The 21177-nt window shown below is 53.1% G+C and carries 20 protein-coding genes and 1 other annotated feature; of the genes, 14 read left to right on the top strand and 6 right to left on the bottom strand.

Features of this window, described 5'->3' with window-relative positions:
• The first annotated feature begins 3 nt into the window (after positions 1-3).
• Positions 4-1359 (top strand): cell envelope integrity protein CreD, encoded by a 1356-nt coding sequence (gene creD, locus ABLU80_RS16915; protein WP_032713281.1) that lies wholly within the window; start codon positions 4-6, stop codon positions 1357-1359.
• A 65-nt stretch (positions 1360-1424) separates the two neighbouring features.
• On the opposite strand, the gene arcA is transcribed toward creD, so the two are convergent.
• On the bottom strand, positions 1425-2141 hold the full coding sequence (arcA, locus tag ABLU80_RS16910; RefSeq protein ID WP_002887843.1) for a two-component system response regulator ArcA: 717 nt from the start codon (positions 2139-2141) through the stop codon (positions 1425-1427).
• Positions 2142-2236: 95 nt separating this feature from the next.
• On the opposite strand from arcA, the gene yjjY reads away from it, so the two are divergent.
• The 6 genes from yjjY to thrC all read left to right on the top strand — a co-directional run bounded on the left by yjjY (position 2237) and on the right by thrC (position 8499).
• On the top strand, positions 2237-2377 hold the full coding sequence (gene yjjY, locus ABLU80_RS16905; RefSeq protein WP_001541509.1) for a protein YjjY: 141 nt from the start codon (positions 2237-2239) through the stop codon (positions 2375-2377).
• 396 nt (positions 2378-2773) lie between these two features.
• Positions 2774-3460, top strand: coding sequence for a tRNA/rRNA methyltransferase (locus ABLU80_RS16900; protein WP_032706622.1), 687 nt, complete (start codon positions 2774-2776; stop codon positions 3458-3460).
• Between the two features lie 210 nt (positions 3461-3670).
• Complete coding sequence (thrL, locus tag ABLU80_RS16895; protein WP_004222578.1) at positions 3671-3739, top strand: thr operon leader peptide; 69 nt, start codon at positions 3671-3673, stop codon at positions 3737-3739.
• Positions 3678-3796: a sequence feature (Thr leader region), on the top strand. It overlaps the preceding gene by 62 nt.
• A gap of 25 nt (positions 3797-3821) precedes the next feature.
• A complete protein-coding gene (gene thrA / locus ABLU80_RS16890; RefSeq protein WP_042892484.1) occupies positions 3822-6284 on the top strand; it encodes a bifunctional aspartate kinase/homoserine dehydrogenase I in 2463 nt (820 codons plus the stop codon).
• Position 6285: 1 nt separating this feature from the next.
• Positions 6286-7215, top strand: a complete 930-nt coding sequence (gene thrB / locus ABLU80_RS16885) for a homoserine kinase (protein ID WP_020079659.1) — start codon at positions 6286-6288, stop codon at positions 7213-7215.
• Between the two features lie 3 nt (positions 7216-7218).
• Positions 7219-8499 carry a threonine synthase gene (thrC, locus tag ABLU80_RS16880; RefSeq protein WP_015368359.1) on the top strand — a complete coding sequence of 427 codons (1281 nt, stop codon included), beginning with the start codon at positions 7219-7221 and terminating at the stop codon, positions 8497-8499.
• A gap of 50 nt (positions 8500-8549) precedes the next feature.
• Here the strand turns inward: thrC and yaaA are convergent, their stop codons facing one another.
• Both yaaA and ABLU80_RS16870 read right to left on the bottom strand, forming a co-directional pair.
• The gene (gene yaaA / locus ABLU80_RS16875) at positions 8550-9323 is read right to left on the bottom strand and encodes a peroxide stress protein YaaA (protein WP_032713284.1); all 774 of its coding nucleotides are present in this window, start codon (positions 9321-9323) and stop codon (positions 8550-8552) included.
• 77 nt (positions 9324-9400) lie between these two features.
• Entirely contained in the window at positions 9401-10831 is a 1431-nt protein-coding gene (locus ABLU80_RS16870) for a sodium:alanine symporter family protein (RefSeq protein ID WP_063445895.1), read from the bottom strand.
• Between the two features lie 202 nt (positions 10832-11033).
• Here ABLU80_RS16870 and tal point away from each other — a divergent pair, with 202 nt between their 5' ends.
• The 3 genes from tal to ABLU80_RS16855 all read left to right on the top strand — a co-directional run bounded on the left by tal (position 11034) and on the right by ABLU80_RS16855 (position 14103).
• On the top strand, positions 11034-11987 hold the full coding sequence (gene tal, locus ABLU80_RS16865) for a transaldolase (RefSeq protein ID WP_348850228.1): 954 nt from the start codon (positions 11034-11036) through the stop codon (positions 11985-11987).
• A 110-nt stretch (positions 11988-12097) separates the two neighbouring features.
• Positions 12098-12685: a molybdopterin adenylyltransferase gene (gene mog, locus ABLU80_RS16860; protein ID WP_015368355.1), complete on the top strand. Its 588-nt coding sequence runs from the start codon at positions 12098-12100 to the stop codon at positions 12683-12685.
• Between the two features lie 113 nt (positions 12686-12798).
• Positions 12799-14103 carry an MFS transporter gene (locus tag ABLU80_RS16855; protein ID WP_047041276.1) on the top strand — a complete coding sequence of 435 codons (1305 nt, stop codon included), beginning with the start codon at positions 12799-12801 and terminating at the stop codon, positions 14101-14103.
• Between the two features lie 40 nt (positions 14104-14143).
• On the opposite strand, the gene satP is transcribed toward ABLU80_RS16855, so the two are convergent.
• Positions 14144-14710, bottom strand: a complete 567-nt coding sequence (satP, locus tag ABLU80_RS16850) for an acetate uptake transporter (protein ID WP_015368353.1) — start codon at positions 14708-14710, stop codon at positions 14144-14146.
• A 442-nt stretch (positions 14711-15152) separates the two neighbouring features.
• Between satP and dnaK the strand changes: the two genes are divergently transcribed.
• From dnaK to ABLU80_RS16830, 4 genes are all read left to right on the top strand, one after another.
• Positions 15153-17069 carry a molecular chaperone DnaK gene (gene dnaK, locus ABLU80_RS16845; RefSeq protein WP_020079654.1) on the top strand — a complete coding sequence of 639 codons (1917 nt, stop codon included), beginning with the start codon at positions 15153-15155 and terminating at the stop codon, positions 17067-17069.
• An 87-nt stretch (positions 17070-17156) separates the two neighbouring features.
• On the top strand, positions 17157-18299 hold the full coding sequence (gene dnaJ / locus ABLU80_RS16840; RefSeq protein ID WP_045395847.1) for a molecular chaperone DnaJ: 1143 nt from the start codon (positions 17157-17159) through the stop codon (positions 18297-18299).
• Positions 18300-18468: 169 nt separating this feature from the next.
• Positions 18469-19413 carry a LysR family transcriptional regulator gene (locus ABLU80_RS16835; RefSeq protein WP_015368349.1) on the top strand — a complete coding sequence of 315 codons (945 nt, stop codon included), beginning with the start codon at positions 18469-18471 and terminating at the stop codon, positions 19411-19413.
• Positions 19414-19539: 126 nt separating this feature from the next.
• Positions 19540-19884 (top strand): phage holin family protein, encoded by a 345-nt coding sequence (locus ABLU80_RS16830; RefSeq protein WP_015368348.1) that lies wholly within the window; start codon positions 19540-19542, stop codon positions 19882-19884.
• Positions 19885-19944: 60 nt separating this feature from the next.
• Here ABLU80_RS16830 and ABLU80_RS16825 read toward each other — a convergent pair whose 3' ends face one another.
• Together ABLU80_RS16825 and ABLU80_RS16820 are read right to left on the bottom strand one after the other, a co-directional pair.
• Entirely contained in the window at positions 19945-20478 is a 534-nt protein-coding gene (locus ABLU80_RS16825; RefSeq protein ID WP_015368347.1) for a glycoside hydrolase family 108 protein, read from the bottom strand.
• A gap of 15 nt (positions 20479-20493) precedes the next feature.
• Complete coding sequence (locus ABLU80_RS16820; RefSeq protein WP_015368346.1) at positions 20494-20937, bottom strand: transcriptional regulator; 444 nt, start codon at positions 20935-20937, stop codon at positions 20494-20496.
• Between the last annotated feature and the right edge of the window lie 240 nt (positions 20938-21177).

Raw genomic sequence — 21177 nt, 5'->3', positions numbered from 1 at the left:
GCTATGATGAAATCACCGTTGTTCTGGAAAATTAGTACGTTGTTGGGCTGTATTTTGCTGTTGTCCGTGCCGCTGATGATGGTCAGAGCGCTTATTGTCGAGCGGGCGGACTATCGTAGCGATGTTGTGGATGCGATAGAGCACAGCACCAGCGGTTCACAAAAGCTGGCCGGGCCGCTGATCGCCATCCCGGTAACCGAGACGCTGACCCGAATGGAGAACCAAAAAGAGGTCGAATATCAGCGTAGCTGGATCTACTACTGGCTACCGGAATCGCTGGCGGTCAGCGGCGCGCAAAATGTGGAGTCGAGAAAAGTCGGCATTTACAGTGGGCAGGTCTGGCATAACACCCTGCAAATTAAGGCGCAGTATGATCCTACGCGGCTGACGGAGCTGAAAAAAGCGAATACCACGTTAGGAAAGCCGTTTTTAGTTCTCAGCGTGAGCGATGCCCGCGGCATAGGCGCCATCAACGCGCCGGTCATTAACGGTACGGCACTGGTCGTTGAACCGGGGCTGGGATTGAACGGCGGCGGTATGGGCATTCATATGCCGATGCCGGCATTAACCGCAGACAACAAACCGCTGGAGATTGCTTTTACCCTCGATCTTAATGGTACCGGCGACTTCTCCGTCGTACCGTTGGGCCGCAACAGCGAGCTGCGGCTAACCAGTAACTGGCCGCATCCGGGATTCCTGGGCAACTTCCTGCCTACAAAGCGCGAAGTGAGCGCCTCGGGTTATAGCGCGCACTGGCAAAGCAGCTGGTTCGCCAACAATATGGGCAGCTATTTCAACGATGATACCGATATTGAATGGCCGCGTTTACCCGCCTTCAGCGTGGACGTGATGTCGCAGGCCGATCAATATCAGCTCACCGATCGGGCGACTAAATACGCCATCCTGTTAATCGCGTTAACTTTTATGGCCTTCTTCGTTTTCGAGAGCCTGACGCATCGCCGTCTGCATCCAATGCAGTATCTGCTGGTGGGGTTATCGCTGGTGATGTTCTACCTGGTGTTGCTGGCGCTCTCGGAACATGTTGGGTTTACGCCTGCCTGGGTCGTTGCCAGCCTGATTGGCGCGGTGATAAACGGCGTTTATTTACAGGCGGTACTGAAAGGGTGGCGTAATAGTCTGTTATTTGTTGCAGCGCTACTGCTGCTGGATGGCGTGATGTGGTTACTGTTGCGTTCTGAGGATAGCGCGTTGCTGCTTGGCACCGGAGTGCTACTGCTGGCGCTGTGCGCGTTGATGTTCCTGACCCGCCGCGTGGACTGGTACGCCTTGTCACTACCGCAAAGCAATCCGGAAAAACCGCAAAGTAAGGATGACGACACGTTACGTATCTGGAAGTAAAAGAGACATAAAAAAACAGCGCCAGAAGGCGCTGTTTTTGCATTATAGCTGCGGCATAACCGAAGTTATTCCTGCAGATCGCCACAGAAGCGGTAACCTTCACCGTGAATAGTGGCGATGATTTCCGGGGTATCCGGCGTGGATTCGAAATGCTTACGAATGCGACGAATGGTCACGTCCACGGTACGGTCATGCGGCTTCAGCTCGCGACCGGTCATTTTCTTCAGCAGCTCTGCGCGCGACTGGATTTTGCCCGGGTTTTCGCAGAAGTGCAGCATCGCGCGGAATTCACTGCGCGGCAGCTTATACTGCTCGCCGTTTGGGCTCACCAACGAACGGCTGTTGATATCCAGTTCCCAACCGTTGAACTTGTAGCTCTCAACGCTGCGACGCTCTTCGCTCACGGTACCGAGGTTCATGGTACGGGAGAGCAGGTTGCGCGCGCGGATAGTCAGTTCACGCGGGTTAAACGGTTTAGTGATATAGTCATCGGCGCCGATTTCGAGGCCAAGAATTTTATCAACTTCGTTGTCTCGGCCGGTAAGGAACATCAGCGCGACGTCAGCCTGCTCACGCAGTTCACGCGCCAGCAGAAGACCATTTTTACCTGGCAGGTTGATATCCATGATCACCAGGTTGATATCATTTTCAGACAGGATCTGATGCATTTCCGCGCCATCGGTCGCTTCGAATACATCATAACCTTCTGCTTCGAAAATACTTTTTAACGTGTTGCGTGTTACCAACTCGTCTTCAACGATAAGAATGTGCGGGGTCTGCATGTTTGCTACCTAAATTGCCAACTAAATCGAAACAGGAAGTACCAAAGTCCCTGACCTGCCTGGTACATGCCACAAATTAACATGTCCGGCGTAACATGACTAAAGTACGTAATTGCGTTCTTGATGCACTTTCCATCAACGTCAACAACATCATTAGCTTGGTCGTGGGTACTTTCCCTCTGGACCCGACGGTGTCAAAAACGGCTGTCATCCTAACCATTTTAACAGCAACATAACAGGCTAAGAGAGGCCGAACACCCAATAAAACTACGCTTCGTTGACATATATCAAGTTCAATTGTAGCACGTTAACAGTCTTGTGAAATCATTGCATCGATTTGCGACTTATCGTCACATTTCTTACACAGCTCAATTAGTTGCAACTATGAATTAATAAATGCAGTGAATCCTAAGCCTGTGGGCAAATGAAAACTGAAATATCATTGCCAAACATATGGATAAATGCGTTCTGTTAACATACTCCGTATTGGTGTCCAATGTGAACAGTTTAGTTTTTTTTAAGAGTAAGAAAGCCCATTTTTAGTGATTTTTGTTGCAAATTTGTAAATTTTCGCCGCGTAAAATGGGGGAGACCGCAGAGTCGCGCCGCGTAAGAGGATAAAGAGAAGCACAATGCGTTTATCAATTATTTTGGTGGCGCCCGCCAGGGCGGAGAACGTGGGCGCGGCGGCGCGAGCGATGAAAACCATGGGATTCAGCGAATTGCGGATTGTCGATAGCGAAGCGCATCAGCAGCCCGCCGCGCGCTGGGTGGCGCATGGTTCGGGAGATATTTTAGATAATATAAAAACCTACCCGACGCTTGAGCAGGCCCTGCACGATGTCGACTTTACCGTCGCCACTACCGCCCGCAGTCGCGCGCGTTTTCACTACTACGCCACGCCGCAGCAGTTGCTACCGCTGCTGGAAGAAAAAGCACAATGGATGAAACATACGGCGCTGGTCTTTGGCCGTGAAGATTCCGGATTAACTAACGATGAACTGGCGCTGGCCGATGTGCTTACCGGCGTGCCGATGGTCGCCGATTATCCCTCCTTGAATCTTGGGCAATCGGTGATGGTGTATTGCTATCAGCTGAGCTCACTGCAGCAGCAGACTGCGGTTCAGCAGCCTGAAACCGACGAAAAACAACTGCAGGCGCTTCGTCAGCGGGCGCTTTCACTACTTGGACGGTTGGGGGTCGATGACGACATGAAACTGGCCGACTGGCTACAACAGCGAATCGGCCTGTTACAGCAGCGCGACACCGCCATGCTGCATCGTTTGTTGCATGATATTGAAAAAAGTCTTCCGGAATAAAATACCGTAATAAGTTTTTTTTATGGTTTTGTGTACTGATTGCAATAGCAACAGTCTGGTTATGCGGCGGAAATATCGGGGCGCTGTGGCGGAATGATGGTGTTGGTTGAAAAGTCGCCAATTTAGAAATTCGTTGACTTAAGCAGGCAGATACTTTAACCAATATAGGCAGGACACAAGACAGATAAAAATACAGAGTACACAACATCCATGAATCGCATCGGCATGATTACCACCATTATCACCACCACCATTACCACAGGTAACGGTGCGGGCTGACGCGTACAGGAAACAACAGAAAAAAGCCCGCACCTGAACAGTGCGGGCTTTTTTTTTGACAAAAGATCAAGGGGTAAGAACCATGCGAGTGTTGAAGTTCGGCGGTACATCAGTGGCAAATGCAGAACGCTTTCTGCGAGTTGCCGATATTCTGGAGAGCAATGCCAGGCAGGGGCAGGTTGCGACCGTGCTGTCTGCCCCGGCGAAAATTACCAACCATCTGGTCGCGATGATTGAAAAAACTATCAGCGGCCAGGACGCTCTGACCAATATCGCCGATGCCGAACGTATCTTTGCCGACCTGCTGCAGGGGCTGGCCGACATGCAGCCGGGCTTCCCGCTCGCACAGCTGAAAACCTTCGTTGATCAAGAGTTTGCGCAGATTAAACACGTCCTGCACGGTATCAGCCTGCTGGGGCAGTGCCCGGACGGCGTTAACGCCTCGTTGATCTGTCGCGGTGAAAAGCTCTCTATCGCTATCATGGCGGCGCTACTGGAAGCGCGCGGTCATAAAGTCAGCGTGATTAACCCGGTCGAAAAACTGCTGGCCGTCGGCCACTACCTTGAATCCACTGTCGATATTACTGAATCCACTCGCCGTATCGCCGCCAGCCAAATCCCGGCAGACCACATGGTGCTGATGGCCGGTTTTACCGCCGGCAATGAAAAGGGTGAACTGGTGGTGCTGGGGCGTAATGGCTCTGACTATTCCGCAGCCGTGCTGGCCGCCTGTATGCGTGCCGACTGCTGCGAAATCTGGACCGACGTCGATGGCGTTTATACCTGCGATCCGCGTCAGGTACCGGATGCGCGCCTGTTGAAATCCATGTCTTATCAGGAAGCGATGGAGCTTTCCTATTTTGGCGCTAAGGTGCTGCACCCGCGCACCATCGCGCCCATCGCCCAGTTCCAGATCCCATGCCTGATTAAAAATACCGGTAATCCGCAGGCGCCGGGAACGCTTATCGGCGCCAGCCTTGATGAAGACGGCCTGCCGGTAAAAGGGATCTCGAATCTCAACAATATGGCGATGTTCAACGTTTCCGGACCGGGAATGAAGGGCATGGTTGGCATGGCGGCGCGCGTCTTTGCCACCATGTCCCGTGCCGGTATCTCTGTGGTGCTGATTACCCAATCCTCTTCGGAATACAGCATCAGCTTCTGCGTGCCGCAAAGCGACTGCGCTCGCGCGAAGCGGGTGATGGAAGATGAATTTTATCTCGAATTGAAAGAAGGTCTGCTGGAGCCGTTGTCAATCATGGAGCGGCTGGCGATCATCTCCGTCGTGGGTGATGGGATGCGTACGCTGCGCGGTATCTCGGCGAAATTCTTCGCCGCGCTGGCGCGCGCCAATATTAATATCGTGGCGATTGCCCAGGGCTCTTCCGAGCGCTCAATTTCGGTGGTCGTCAGCAATGACGATGCGACCACTGGCGTGCGCGTGACGCATCAGATGCTGTTTAACACCGACCAGGTTATTGAAGTCTTCGTGATTGGCGTCGGCGGCGTCGGCGGCGCGTTAATCGAACAGATTAAACGCCAGCAGAGCTGGCTGAAGGGCAAGCATATCGATCTGCGCGTATGCGGCGTCGCCAATTCGCAGGCGCTGCTGACCAACGTCCATGGTTTGAATCTGGAAAACTGGCGTGGCGAACTCGCGGAAGCGAAAGAACCCTTTAATCTGGGCCGTTTAATCCGCCTGGTGAAGGAGTATCACCTGCTGAACCCGGTTATCGTTGACTGTACCTCCAGCCAGGCGGTAGCCGACCAGTACGCTGACTTCCTGCGTGAAGGTTTCCACGTGGTGACGCCGAATAAAAAGGCCAACACCTCTTCACTGGATTACTATCACCAGTTACGCCACGCCGCCAGCAGCTCGCGGCGCAAATTCCTCTACGACACCAACGTCGGCGCGGGTCTTCCGGTCATTGAAAACCTGCAGAACCTGCTGAATGCAGGCGATGAACTGCTGCACTTCTCCGGGATTCTGTCTGGCTCGCTTTCATTCATTTTTGGTAAGCTGGATGAAGGGATGAGCCTCTCCGAAGCCACTAAACTGGCGCGTGAGATGGGCTATACCGAACCGGATCCGCGCGACGATCTTTCCGGCGTGGATGTGGCGCGCAAGCTGCTGATCCTTGCCCGCGAAACCGGGCGCGAGCTGGAGCTCTCGGACATTATCGTTGAGCCTGCGCTGCCTGCCGATTTTGATGCCAGCGGCGATGTCGATAGCTTTATGGCGCGCCTGCCGACGCTTGACGATCAATTCGCCGCGCGGGTTGCTAAAGCGCGCGACGAGGGTAAAGTCTTACGTTACGTCGGCAATATTGAAGAAGATGGCGTCTGCCGGGTGAAAATCGCCGAAGTGGACGGTAACGATCCGCTGTATAAGGTGAAGAACGGCGAGAACGCGCTGGCGTTTTACAGCCACTATTATCAGCCGCTGCCGCTGGTGCTGCGCGGCTATGGCGCGGGTAACGACGTAACCGCGGCTGGCGTGTTCGCCGACCTGCTGCGTACCCTGTCATGGAAGTTAGGAGTTTAAGATGGTCAAAGTATACGCCCCGGCTTCCAGTGCCAATATGAGCGTCGGGTTTGATGTGCTGGGGGCCGCGGTGACGCCGGTCGACGGCACGTTGCTGGGTGATAACGTCTCGGTAGAGGCGGCGGCGGAGTTTAGCCTGCGTAACGTAGGCCGCTTTGCCGGAAAATTACCGTCGGCGCCGCAGGAAAATATCGTCTATCAATGCTGGGAAGCCTTTTGCCGCGAGATCGGTAAAACGGTTCCGGTGGCGATGACCCTGGAAAAGAATATGCCGATTGGCTCGGGCCTTGGCTCCAGCGCCTGTTCGGTGGTCGCCGCGCTGGTGGCGATGAACGAACACTGCGGCAAGCCGCTGAATGAAAACCGGATGCTGGCGTTGATGGGCGAGATGGAAGGGCGCATCTCCGGCAGCGTTCACTATGATAACGTGGCGCCGTGCTATCTTGGCGGTATGCAGTTGATGATTGAAGAGCAAGGCATCATCAGCCAGCAGATCCCGGGTTTTGATGAATGGTTGTGGGTGCTGGCCTATCCGGGTATTAAGGTCTCTACCGCCGAAGCGCGCGCGATTCTTCCGGCACAGTATCGCCGTCAGGATTGCATCGCCCATGGTCGCCATCTGGCAGGTTTTATTCACGCCTGCTATAGCCGTCAGCCGCAGTTGGCGGCAAAGTTAATGAAAGATGTTATTGCCGAACCGTACCGCACCAAACTGCTGCCGGGCTTCAGCGAAGCGCGTCAGGCGGCGATGGAAATCGGTGCGCAGGCTTGTGGTATTTCCGGCTCCGGCCCGACGCTGTTCGCGTTGTGCGATAAACCGGACACCGCGCAGCGCGTCGCCGACTGGCTGGCCGCGCATTATCTGCAAAATCAGGAAGGCTTCGTTCATATTTGCCGGCTGGACACGGCGGGCGCTCGAGTAGTGGGATAAGTGATGAAACTGTATAACTTAAAAGATCATAACGAACAGGTCAGCTTTGCGCAGGCCGTGACGCAAGGGCTTGGCAAACAACAGGGGCTGTTCTTTCCGCACGATTTGCCGGAATTCAATCTGACCGAAATCGACGAAATGCTGGAGCAGGATTTCGTGACCCGCAGCGCGAAAATCCTGTCGGCCTTTATTGGCGATGAGATCCCGCAGAATGAACTGCAGGCCCGCGTAGCTTCGGCGTTCGCCTTCCCGGCGCCGGTCACTCAAGTACAGGATGATGTCGGCTGCCTGGAGCTGTTCCACGGCCCGACCCTGGCGTTTAAAGATTTTGGCGGCCGTTTTATGGCCCAGATGCTGACGCATATCGCAGGCGATAAGCCGGTGACGATCCTGACCGCGACCTCCGGCGACACCGGCGCGGCCGTGGCGCATGCCTTCTACGGCCTGCCGAACGTCAAAGTAGTTATCCTCTATCCGCGCGGTAAGATTAGCCCGCTGCAGGAGAAGCTGTTCTGCACCCTGGGCGGCAACATCGAAACCGTGGCGATTGACGGTGATTTCGACGCCTGTCAGGCGCTGGTTAAGCAGGCGTTTGACGATGAAGAGCTGAAGGTCGCGCTTGGCCTCAACTCCGCCAACTCTATTAATATCAGTCGTCTGCTGGCGCAGATCTGCTACTACTTCGAGGCGGTCGCGCAGCTGCCGCAGGAGGCCCGTAACCAGCTGGTGGTGTCGGTGCCAAGCGGCAACTTCGGCGATCTCACCGCCGGCCTGCTGGCGAAATCGCTGGGGCTGCCGATTAAGCGTTTTATTGCCGCTACCAACGCCAACGATACCGTGCCGCGCTTCCTGCAGGATGGCAACTGGGCGCCGAAGGCGACGCAGGCGACCCTGTCTAACGCCATGGACGTCAGCCAACCGAACAACTGGCCGCGCGTGGAAGAGCTGTTCCGCCGCAAAATCTGGCGTCTTAATGAGCTGGGATACGCCGCGGTTGATGATGAAACCACCAAAGCAACCATGCGTGAACTGAAGTCCATCGGCTACACCTCTGAACCGCATGCGGCGATTGCTTATCGCGCGCTGCGCGACCAATTGCAACCGGGCGAGTACGGGTTATTCCTCGGTACCGCGCATCCGGCGAAATTCAAAGAGAGCGTAGAAGAGATTCTGCAGGAGACGCTGCCGCTGCCGAAAGAACTGGCTGACCGCGCCGACCTGCCGCTGCTGTCGCATAATCTGCCGGCTGATTTCGCCGCGCTGCGTAAGCTGATGATGGGCTAATTAAGACTGAAAACACCCCTGTCGGTTACCGGACAGGGGTGTCGTCGTTTTTACTGCTCGTGGCGCTTAAACACCAGTTCGCCTTTCTCCGAAGCTTCCCCATCAAAGAAATAGCCTTCGCTATTAAACGCCTGCAGCTGTTCCGGACGGGTTAAACGGTTTTCAATGATGTAGCGGCTCATCAGACCGCGCGCTTTTTTGGCATAGAAGCTGATCACCTTGAATTTGCCGTTTTTCTCATCGAGGAATACCGGCTTAATCAACCGTCCCTGCAATTTTTTCGGTTTGACCGATTTAAAATACTCATCGGATGCCAGGTTGATGACGATATCGTCGCCCTGGGCCTGCAGCGCCTGATTGAGCTTATCGGTGATGATATCGCCCCAGAAATGATACAAATCTTTGCCCTGCGGATTTTCCAGCTTAATACCCATCTCCAGACGGTAAGGCTGCATCAAATCCAACGGGCGTAATACGCCGTAAAGGCCGGAAAGCATGCGCAGATGCTGCTGGGCAAAATCGAAATCCGCTTCGCTAAAGGTTTCGGCCTGCAGACCGGTATAAACGTCGCCTTTGAACGCCAGTATCGCCTGACGGGCATTCTGCGGGGTAAAGTCCGGATGCCAGTCGTGAAAACGGGTGGCGTTGAGATCGGCCAGCTTATCGCTGATGCTCATCAGCTTACCGATTTGCGGCGCCGTCAGCTTACGGGCGATACCGATAAGCTGTTGAGAATGCTCCAGGAGTTCGGGCTGGGTATAGCGCGTCGTTGCCAGCGGGCTTTGATAATCGAGCGTTTTAGCAGGTGAAATCAGAATCAGCATATCCAGTCCTTGCAGGGAATTTCGACGAATTTTAACAAAAAAAGAGTACGGTGGGATCGATTGCTGCGATTACCGCGCTATTCACGCGGTATCTCATCCCAGGCGCCGGGCGCCAGATGTTGCTGAATTTCCGGATAGCGAGCGGGGTCGAAGACCGGTTGCACGCCGAGTTTGCGCTGGCGCAGATAATCGCTGGCGAGGAGCCGAACCGTTGGCGACAGCAGCAAAATCGCCGTTAAGTTGGTGATCGCCATTAGCGCCATAATAATATCCGCCAGTTGCCAGACCACCGGAAGACTCACCAGGGTGCCTGTCAGTACCATCAACACGGTGATAACCCGGAGCGTCCAGATATGTAGCGGCTTATTGAGACGCAGGAAGATCAGATTGTTTTCGGCATAAATATAATTGGCGACAATCGAACTGAAAGCGAAGAACAGTAGCACGGCAGCCACCAATCCCGGTCCCCAACTGCCAATAAGATCGCCCATCGCGTGCTGCATGGTTTGAATACCGCTGACCGCACTGTCGCGGTTTTCGCGCGGCGCCAGCATGATAATGACCGCGCTGGCGGTACAGATAACAATGGTATCAATAAAGACGCCAATCATCTGTACGATGCCCTGCGCCGCGGGATGCGGAGGCCATGATGCAGCGGCAGCGGCAGCATTTGGCGTTGAACCCATGCCTGCTTCGTTGGAAAACATCCCGCGCTGGAAACCGCCGGTAAGCGCCTGGCTGATGGTATAACCCACCGCGCCCGCCGCCGCTTCCTGCCAGCCAAAAGCGCAGCGGAAGATGGTTTCAAAAACCGCCGGCAGGGCGGCGAAGTGCCAGAGGCCAATCAACAGACTGGCGCCCACCCATATCAGAGCCATAAGCGGCACAAACCACTGCATCAATCGCGCCACGCCGCGTAGACCGCGGACGATAATCAACAGTGTTGCGGCAGCCAGCGCGGCGCCGACGGCGACTATCGGCAAATCGAAGGCATAGGCCATGGCGTGCGCCACCGAGTTGGCCTGCACGGTATTAAAAATCACCCCATAGGCCAGCAGAAGCAGAATTGAGAAGACCACGCCCATCCAGCGCATCTCGAGGCCGCGGGCCATATACCACGCCGGGCCGCCGCGAAACTGGCCTTCGCCATCGCGCTCTTTGTACAGTTGGGCAAGCGAACATTCGGCGAAGCTACTGGCCATGCCGAGTAGTGCGGAGACCCACATCCAGAACACGGCGCCTGGGCCGCCGGCGGCAATCGCTAACGCCACGCCCGCCAGATTACCGCTGCCGACGCGAGCCGCCAGGCTGGTGCACAGCGCCTGAAAAGACGTTAATCCGCCGGGCTGCGGGCGAAGGCTTTTTTTAAGACTTTTGCCAAACTGGCGAATATAACGGAACTGAATAAACTCCGTTCGCCAGGTGAACCAAATACCGGCGCCCAGTAACAGGTAAATCATTACCGAGCCCCAGAGTATTTCATTGATAAACGAGAGAAAATCAGGCATTAAACGTCCTCTTGTCCATGCCGGCGCGCGGTGTAAGCGCTACCACTCCGGTGACAATCCTTTAGCATTCAGATAATTAATATGTCGAGTTTATCACACTCTGCGCTCTTGCATTGTCGGCGGTTGCGCTGACCCTATGGCGTGTTATCATCTTGGCAGACCGGTTACATCCCCTTAACTGCTGTTTAAGAGAAACACTATCATGACGGATAAATTGACTTCTCTGCGTCAGTACACCACTGTCGTAGCTGACACCGGAGATATCGCGGCAATGAAGCTGTATCAGCCTCAGGATGCCACCACCAACCCTTCTTTGATCCTCGGCGCGGCTCAGATCCCTGAGTACCGTAAGCTGATTGACGACGCTGTTGCCTGGGCTCGCGGCCAGAGCAGCGATCGCGCGCAGCAGATTATCGATGCTTCCGACAAACTGGCGGTGAACATCGGTCTCGAAATCCTTAAACTGATCCCGGGCCGTATTTCTACCGAAGTTGATGCCCGTCTGTCCTATGACACCGACGCCTCTATCGCGAAAGCGAAACGCCTGATCAAACTGTATAACGATGCCGGTATCGGCAACGATCGTATCCTGATCAAACTGGCTTCCACCTGGCAGGGCATTCGCGCCGCTGAGCAGCTGGAAAAAGAAGGCATCAACTGTAACCTGACCCTGCTGTTCTCCTTCTCTCAGGCTCGCGCTTGCGCCGAAGCGGGCGTCTTCCTGATTTCTCCGTTCGTTGGCCGTATCCTCGACTGGTACAAAGCGAACACGGATAAGAAAGAGTACGCGCCGGCAGAAGATCCGGGCGTGGTTTCCGTTAGCGAAATCTACGAGTACTACAAGCAGCACGGCTATGAAACCGTCGTGATGGGCGCAAGCTTCCGTAACGTTGGCGAAATCCTTGAGCTGGCCGGTTGCGACCGTCTGACCATCGCCCCTGCGCTGCTGAAAGAGCTGGCGGAAAGCGAAGGCGCTGTCGAACGTAAACTGGCGTTCAGCGGCGAAGTGAAAGCGCGTCCGGAACGCATTACTGAATCCCAGTTCCTGTGGCAGCACAACCAGGATCCGATGGCGGTAGACAAACTGGCGGAAGGTATCCGTAAGTTTGCCATCGACCAGGAAAAACTGGAAAAAATGATCGGCGACCTGCTGTAATCATCCCAGCGTGACCGGGCTACCGGTCACGCTACTTCTTTTGAATCCTGTCTGTAATTCTCTCCAGCGTGTATCATTCCGCTTAATTGCACTATTTGAACGGAATGAATATGAATAAATTACGCATCGGCTTAGTTTCTATTTCTGACCGCGCCTCCAGCGGCGTTTACCAGGACAAAGGTATTCCTGCGTTGGAAGAGTGGCTGGCGCGTGCGCTGACAACGCCCTTTGAACTGCAGACTCGCCTGATCCCTGATGAACAGCCCATCATTGAACAAACGCTGTGCGAGCTGGTTGACGAGATGGGCTGTCATCTGGTGTTGACCACCGGCGGCACCGGCCCGGCGCGCCGTGATGTGACGCCGGACGCAACTTTAGCGATTGCCGATCGCGTCATGCCCGGTTTCGGCGAGCAAATGCGCCAGGTTAGCCTACACTTTGTGCCGACGGCTATCCTCTCCCGGCAGGTTGGCGTCATCCGCAAGCAGGCGCTGATCCTCAACCTGCCTGGCCAGCCGAAAGCGATTCAGGAGACCCTTGAAGGGGTCAAAGACGCGGACGGTAAGGTGCTGGTGCATGGTGTCTTCGCAAGTGTACCTTATTGTGTACAGTTGCTTGAGGGACCGTATGTGGAGACGGAAGCGAGCGTTGTAGCAGCTTTTCGCCCGAAAAGCGCACGGCGTGAAACTTTATCCTGAATTTAATGCATTGCTGATATAACCTGCATCGCCGGTGGTGTGCTGTTTTATTTACGGTATAGTGTTTTTTACTTTACACATTGCGTAATATTACTGCGGACGAAGCGCCAGTTATGTCACAACACACCCGAGCACTGAATCGACAGGATTATAAAACTCTGACGCTGGCCGCCCTCGGCGGGGCGCTGGAGTTTTATGACTTTATTATCTTTGTTTTCTTCGCCGCCGTCGTCGGCGAACTGTTCTTCCCGGCCGATATTCCGGAATGGCTACGTCAGGTACAGACCTTCGGTATTTTTGCCGCGGGTTATCTGGCGCGCCCTCTTGGCGGCATTATCATGGCCCACTTTGGCGACCTGGTCGGTCGCAAAAAAATGTTCACCCTCAGCATTCTGCTCATGGCGCTGCCGACGCTGGCGATCGGTCTGCTGCCGACTTATGCCTCAATGGGCATCGTTGCGCCGCTGCTATTACTGCTCATGCGTATTTTGCAAGGGGCGGCGATTGGCGGCGAAGTGCCGGGCGCCTGGGTCTTCGTGGCCGAACATGTCCCGGAAAAACGCATCGGTATCGCCTGCGGCACCCTGACCGCGGGATTGACCGTCGGGATCCTGTTGGGTTCGGTGGTGGCGACGCTTATCAACACCAGCATGACGCCGCAAGATATCCACGACGGCGGCTGGCGTATTCCTTTCCTGCTGGGCGGCGTTTTTGGCCTGGTGGCGATGTACCTGCGTCGTTGGCTGCAGGAAACGCCGATATTTCTGGAGATGCAGAAGCGCAAAGCGCTGGCGCAGGAGTTGCCGGTGAAGGCGGTGGCGCTTAAGCACCAGAAGGCCGTCATCGTTTCGATGCTGCTCACCTGGCTGCTGTCCGCCGGCGTGGTGGTGGTGATCCTGATGTCGCCGGTCTGGCTGCAAAAACATTATGGCTTTGCGCCGGCGATTACCCTGCAGGCCAATAGCATCGCCACGATTATGCTGTGCATCGGCTGTCTACTCGCCGGTCTGGCGGCAGACCGTTTCGGCGCCAGCCGCACTTTTATCGTCGGTAGCCTATTGTTGGCGGCCGCCAGTTGGGCCTTTTACCACCTTTCCGGCGCCAGCCCGCAGCGGCTGTTTCTGCTGTATGGGACGGTGGGGCTGTGTGTCGGCGTGGTGGGGGCGGTACCTTACGTGATGGTGCGCGCTTTCCCGGCGGAAGTGCGTTTTACCGGCATCTCATTTTCCTACAACCTGTCGTACGCCATTTTCGGCGGCCTGACGCCGATCGCCGTTACGATGCTGATGGGGGTTTCGCCGATGGCGCCGGCCTGGTACGTACTGGCGCTGTCGCTGATGGGGCTGGGGTTAGGTATCTGGCTGCGTCAGGGGTTGACGACGCAGGCGGTTTTACCGCAAGGAGAACTGCAGCGTTAAATTTAACGCCGCCGCCCGGTTTGCGGGCGGCGGCAGGCCATTAGCGTGGCTCGCCAATCGGCAGAACGGTGCGGCCGAACTGCTCGTTCAACACTTCACCCATCGCCAGGTAAATAGCGCTCGCGCCGCATACCAGGCCGACCCAACCGGCAATTTTAACAATGCCTTCGTTATCGACCAGGTGACCAATCGCCAGCAGCGCGAACAGTACCGTCAGGCTAAGGAAGACGAACTGCAGCATGCGCGCGGCTTTCAGCGTGCCGAAGAACATGAACAACGTAAAGATACCCCACAGGCCGAGATACATGCCCAGGAAGTGCGCGTTCGGCGCATCAGCCAGGCCCATTTTCGGCATCAGAAGGATCGCGACCAACGTCAGCCAGAAGGAGCCGTAGGACGTAAAAGCGGTTAAACCAAAGGTGTTGCCTTTTTTATACTCGAGCAGGCCGGCAAAAATTTGCGCAATGCCGCCGTAAAAAATGCCCATCGCCAGGATAGCTACATCGAATGCGAAAAGGCCGCTATTTGCCAGGTTAAGCAGAATAGTGGTCATGCCAAAGCCCATAAGGCCCAGCGGTGCCGGATTAGCCAACTTAGTGTTGCCCATAATTCCTCAAAATAATGATTAGAAAGGGAAGCATTACCCCGCCACTTGCGGTGGGGCGCGGCATAATAATGAGGCGTGCAGAGGCTGTCTATGATCTGGCGGGGTATTTTTCAGCAATTTACCTTTCGCGGCGATAATGGCCAACTCTTCGGCGAACGAGTGCGATATCCAATGAATATGTTCTTATTTACTATTTATTTTTTGTATGGGTTATACCGGTTATTTTTATCGTCTGGCGTGTCGTTTGCTCTCGCGTCTGCGTTTTGCCAGCAAAATTTTTTTTGGCCTGCCCCTTGATGAAAACCAGGGCGACCCCATCTTGTAGTCAACCGCAGTGAAGAACCTGAAAAAAAATGATGTCAGGGCAGTTGAAACCGCACGTTTCGCCCTTATTACAGGTTCACAACCACATGTTGATCGAATTTTTAGTGGAGACGTTTAGATGGGTAAAATTATTGGTATCGACCTGGGTACTACCAACTCTTGTGTAGCGATTATGGATGGCACTACCGCTCGCGTGCTGGAGAACGCCGAAGGCGATCGCACCACGCCTTCTATTATTGCCTATACCCAGGATGGTGAAACTCTGGTTGGTCAGCCGGCTAAACGTCAGGCAGTGACAAACCCGCAAAACACCCTGTTTGCGATTAAACGCCTGATTGGTCGCCGCTTCCAGGATGAAGAAGTTCAGCGTGACGTTTCCATCATGCCGTACAAAATCGTTGCCGCAGATAATGGCGACGCCTGGCTTGATGTGAAAGGCACCAAAACCGCGCCGCCGCAGATTTCTGCTGAAGTGCTGAAAAAAATGAAGAAAACCGCTGAAGATTATCTGGGTGAGCCGGTAACTGAAGCTGTTATCACCGTACCTGCGTACTTCAACGATGCTCAGCGTCAGGCAACCAAAGATGCCGGTCGTATCGCGGGTCTGGAAGTCAAACGTATCATCAACGAACCGACTGCCGCTGCGCTGGCTTACGGTCTGGATAAAGAAGTCGGCAACCGCACTATCGCGGTATACGACCTCGGTGGTGGTACCTTCGATATCTCTATTATCGAAATCGACGAAGTTGACGGCGAAAAAACCTTCGAAGTTCTGGCAACCAACGGTGATACCCACCTGGGTGGTGAAGACTTCGATACTCGTCTGATCAACTACCTCGTTGACGAGTTTAAGAAAGAGCAGGGTATTGACCTGCGCAACGACCCGCTGGCGATGCAGCGTCTGAAAGAAGCCGCAGAAAAAGCGAAAATTGAGCTGTCTTCCGCTCAACAGACCGACGTTAACCTGCCGTATATCACCGCAGACGCGACCGGTCCGAAACACATGAACATCAAAGTGACTCGCGCGAAACTGGAAAGCCTGGTTGAAGATCTGGTTAACCGTTCCATCGAGCCGCTGAAAGTTGCCCTGCAGGATGCCGGTCTGTCCGTTTCCGATATCAACGACGTGATCCTCGTTGGTGGTCAGACTCGTATGCCGATGGTGCAGAAGAAAGTTGCTGAGTTCTTTGGTAAAGAACCGCGTAAAGACGTTAACCCGGATGAAGCTGTAGCTATCGGCGCAGCCGTTCAGGGTGGTGTACTGACTGGTGATGTTAAAGACGTTCTGCTGCTGGACGTTACCCCGCTGTCGCTGGGTATCGAAACCATGGGCGGCGTGATGACCGCGCTCATCAGCAAAAACACCACGATCCCGACCAAGCACAGCCAGGTGTTCTCTACTGCGGAAGACAACCAGTCCGCGGTAACCATCCATGTGCTGCAGGGTGAGCGTAAACGCGCTTCCGATAACAAATCTCTGGGTCAGTTCAACCTGGATGGTATTAACCCAGCACCGCGCGGTATGCCGCAGATCGAAGTGACCTTCGATATCGATGCTGACGGTATCCTGCACGTTTCCGCTAAAGATAAAAACAGCGGTAAAGAGCAGAAGATCACCATCAAGGCTTCTTCCGGTCTGAATGAAGAAGAAATTCAGAAAATGGTTCGCGAAGCGGAAGCTAACGCTGAATCTGACCGTAAGTTCGAAGAGCTGGTTCAGACCCGTAACCAGGGCGACCATCTGCTGCACAGCACCCGTAAGCAGGTTGAAGAAGCAGGCGACAAACTGCCGGCTGACGACAAAACTGCAATCGAGTCTGCGCTGACCGCACTGGAAACTTCTCTGAAAGGTGAAGACAAAGCGGACATCGAAGCGAAGATGCAGGCGCTGGCCCAGGCTTCCCAGAAGCTGATGGAAATCGCTCAGCAGCAGCACGCTCAGCAGCAGGCTGGCGGCGCTGACGCTCAAGAAAGCAGCGCGAAGGATGACGATGTTGTCGACGCTGAGTTCGAAGAAGTGAAAGACAAAAAATAATCGCCCTTTGAACGGGTAAAACACTGGCACGGGCGAAGAGGTTTCCTCTCCGCCCGTGCACGCATGTTAAGGGGCTGAAAAACACCAATGGCAAAGCAAGATTATTACGAGATTTTAGGCGTTTCCAAAACAGCGGAAGAGCGTGAAATCAAAAAGGCGTACAAGCGCCTGGCCATGAAATACCATCCGGACCGTAACCAGGGTGACAAAGAGGCCGAAGCCAAATTTAAAGAAATCAAAGAAGCGTATGAAGTCCTGACTGATGCCCAGAAGCGTGCAGCCTACGATCAGTACGGCCACGCCGCGTTTGAACAAGGCGGCATGGGCGGCGGCGGTTTCGGTGGTGGCTTTGGCGGCGGCGCGGATTTCAGCGATATCTTTGGCGATGTGTTCGGCGATATTTTCGGCGGCGGTCGTGGTCGTCAGCGCGCGGCACGCGGCGCAGATCTACGTTACAACATGGAATTGACGCTGGAAGAAGCGGTCCGTGGCGTCACCAAGGAAATCCGCATCCCTACGCTGGAAGAGTGCGATGTCTGCCACGGCAGCGGTGCGAAATCAGGTACTCAGCCGCAGACCTGTCCAACCTGTCACGGTTCCGGTCAGGTCCAGATGCGTCAGGGCTTCTTTGCTGTTCAGCAAACCTGTCCGCACTGTCAGGGACGCGGTACGCTGATTAAAGATCCGTGCAATAAATGCCACGGTCACGGTCGCGTTGAAAAAACCAAAACCTTGTCGGTGAAAATCCCGGCTGGCGTCGACACCGGCGATCGCATTCGTCTGGCTGGCGAAGGCGAAGCGGGCGAGCATGGCGCTCCGTCGGGCGATCTGTACGTTCAGGTTCAGGTCAAACAGCACGCGATCTTCGAACGTGAGGGGAATAATCTGTACTGCGAAGTACCGATCAACTTCACCATGGCTGCGCTTGGCGGCGAGATTGAAGTACCGACGCTGGATGGCCGCGTTAACCTGAAAGTTCCTGGCGAAACGCAAACCGGCAAACTGTTCCGCATGCGCGGCAAGGGCGTTAAATCCGTTCGCGGCGGTGCTCAGGGCGATCTGCTGTGTCGCGTGGTGGTAGAAACGCCAGTGGGCCTCAATGACAAGCAGAAGCAATTGCTTAAAGAGCTGCAGGAAACTTTTGGCGGTCCGACGGGTGAGAAAAACAGCCCGCGTTCCAAAAGCTTCTTCGATGGCGTGAAAAAATTCTTTGATGATTTAACGCGTTAATTGCGTTTAATCACCTTATTAGCACAAGCCTGAACATCCCTGTTCAGGCTTTTTTCTGTCCCAACCTCAGCCTTGAATAGAAACGCTATACTTTGTTTAGCATGTCCGGATTTGATTTATTTTGAGTATTATCTATATTGCTTTTTTCGATAAAAGAGGCTGACAGTGGATGGGATCGAAAGGTGCCAATAAGGGCTTTGATTATAATTTAATCAAGGTTCTTGACGCTGTCATTTCGGCAGGAAATGCCGCGAAGGCGGCGAAAAAATTGGCCATCACTCCCGCCGCGGTCTCTTTGGCATTAAGACGTCTGCAAAACTTCTATCAGCAGGAGCTGTTTGTCAGAAGCAAAGATGGTTTACTGCCAACGGCGAAAGCACTCGAAATACACCAAAGTTTCCGTCAGGCCATGTCGCTTGTCGACAATACTTTTCTGCCGGAAAACAAGGATGATGACACCCGGATTACGATCCTTGGAAGCGATTTCATCGAAAGTTATTACCTTTCCCAACTGTACGGTAGCGCGCTTTTCGAGCAGGGCGTTATCAACCATTTTTCATCCCGCAACATTAGCTGCGATAAAGCTAAAGAGCTTTTATTGACCGCTCAATGTGATTTATCGATCGGTTCTGAACCGCTGGTTGAGCCCGGACTCGATAATCAAATTATTGATAGCTTCAGAAACTTTGTCTGTATTTGTGCCAAAGGTCATTTATTCAGCGAGCTGTCGCAGCTTTCTTTGCATCAATTCTACTCTTCCCGCCATGCCATGTATCAACCGGGGATTACTTCACCCACCATCATCACTGATAACGGATTATTTAAAGATGATGTTTATTATAACGGTTCACGTACTATGGGCTATTGTAGCGATTCTATCACCGGGCTGGTTAGCATGGTAGAAAGAACCGCATTGATTGCACTGTTACCTTTGAAACTGGCGTTGTTTTATAAAAATCAGCGTAAATATGATATAAATTTTATCCAACCGCCCCCTGAGTTGATGTTTAAATCCGTGCAGGTTTATGCTTCATGGAACAAAAATAGTAGAAATATATCAGCGATAAATGAAACGGTTTCCATGTTACATACGCTGTCCTCATTCAGACGGTAAGTTTCCTCATCTTACCGTCATTAATATGATGTGGTTAGTCATGATGTTCTTTGATTACCTTTCCGCTATTCCGCCGTTTACACTCCTGATGAATCTTTTTTAAACTTTAGTTATTCAGGAGCGATTATGTCTATTCCTAATCATTTAGAGACAACGGAAGTTGTACTATTGGAAGTAGAAATACTTCTGACCATTATTTCTATCGGCGCCTGGGGCGGGTTCGTTAGTTTCCTGCTTCGCAGGAATAAAGAAGAGGCTGGCGAAGCCCATCAGGGGATTATGACCTGCCTGACGCAGATAGTCATATCTTGTTTTACCAGTTTTCTCCTTAGTGCTATTGCTATCGAAAAAGGGTTTAGCTTTAACATGGTGTTGTTGGCCGCTGGTTTAGGCGGTGTATTTGCCGGCCCGATTTTAAAAATCCTCGGAGAGAAAGTTAAAAGTGCTGTTGGCGGTTCGAAACTCAAATAGCATTATCAGATAATAAAAGGCTCATCCTTGAGTCTTTTATTACGGATTTGTTTATCTCAACTATGTCACTCGGTTTTTAATCCAGCCGTAAATGAACTCTTCATTTTGTCGGCGATTTTCGCAGATATCCAGATAATAAGCGCCCTGGCTACAGTTGAGCGCTTTCACTAACACCGCTTCTCCTTCTTTACCTCGTTGCGATAAATAGGAATTTAGCGCATGTAGGGTTTGCGGGCCGATGCTGCCATCTGCTTTTATATCCGGATAATACTGCTGCTCGCGGTTCATCACGTTAAGCCAGCGCTGTAGCCACGTGCAAGGGTGATGGGGACCAATATTCACGGCGGCGTCGCAGAGTTCAAATGCCACCGCCCAGGAAAGTTGCGATACTTGTTCAAAGCCGGGTTTGATCCAGTAATCCGTTTCCAGGATTGCATAGGCTTCATTGTGAGAAAGTTCACTCATTTTCCCCTGGTAACCATGCGCTCGCGCCGTTGCTTCTGTGATACCCCAGTTAGTCTCGCCGCCTTTATCCTTCGGGTTGGCGCTGTAACCGCCTTCCAGCCCCAGAATTCCATCAATAATTGGATTCATTTTTTTCTCCCTGAATTAATGAATATGCATGTACATCATTGTACCTAGCGTGACGGAAAAGACGGTGGTCAGGGCTGCCAGCGTTTTACGGAAAAACTGCTTCCTGGCTTTTGGTTTTTTTGGTTCGACTTTCTCAATGGCGATATCCTTATTGACCTGTAATCCCTGGCGCGGGATGGTAATGAAGAGATCGTTTATGCCCAACGCCTTCAGGTCTCGTCTGATTAAATACAGTATCTGCGTTAGATTGGCATCATTCACAAAATGACTTCTGCTACCCCATAGCTCATTAGTGATTTTCTGGCGTTCGATAATCTCCAGATGAGCGTTTTCAATAATGAAGCTAAGACATTTAGAACGCATTGCTGTCATTCTAATAACTTGCGAGTTTGAGCTCGTTCTTAGTTCATATTTCTGTTCATTGTAGATGCAGTTGTTATTGATGAGATAAGTTTTCATAACGTCTTCCTTTAGATTTGCACATCCTGATTGTCGTTGGTGAATATATTGCACAAGAAATGGCTTAATCCATTTTTTGTCATCGATTTTATTGTATTGCCATTTGATGGGGAGACCTTCGTCACATAATCTCATGCAAATTAAATGACGGTTAATTACTACCTAAATTATATTTAATATGCTGTCTGTTTTTTATCTTTCCTGCTGGAAGGCGGGCCTCATTTGCCCAATGATTCCACG

Origin of the sequence: Klebsiella sp. CN_Kp104 (assembly GCF_040064515.1) — a bacterium.
GTDB lineage: Bacteria > Pseudomonadota > Gammaproteobacteria > Enterobacterales > Enterobacteriaceae > Klebsiella > Klebsiella aerogenes.
The sequence above is the reverse complement of the archived record's forward strand: the minus strand, read 5'-3'. Positions and strand labels throughout refer to the sequence as shown.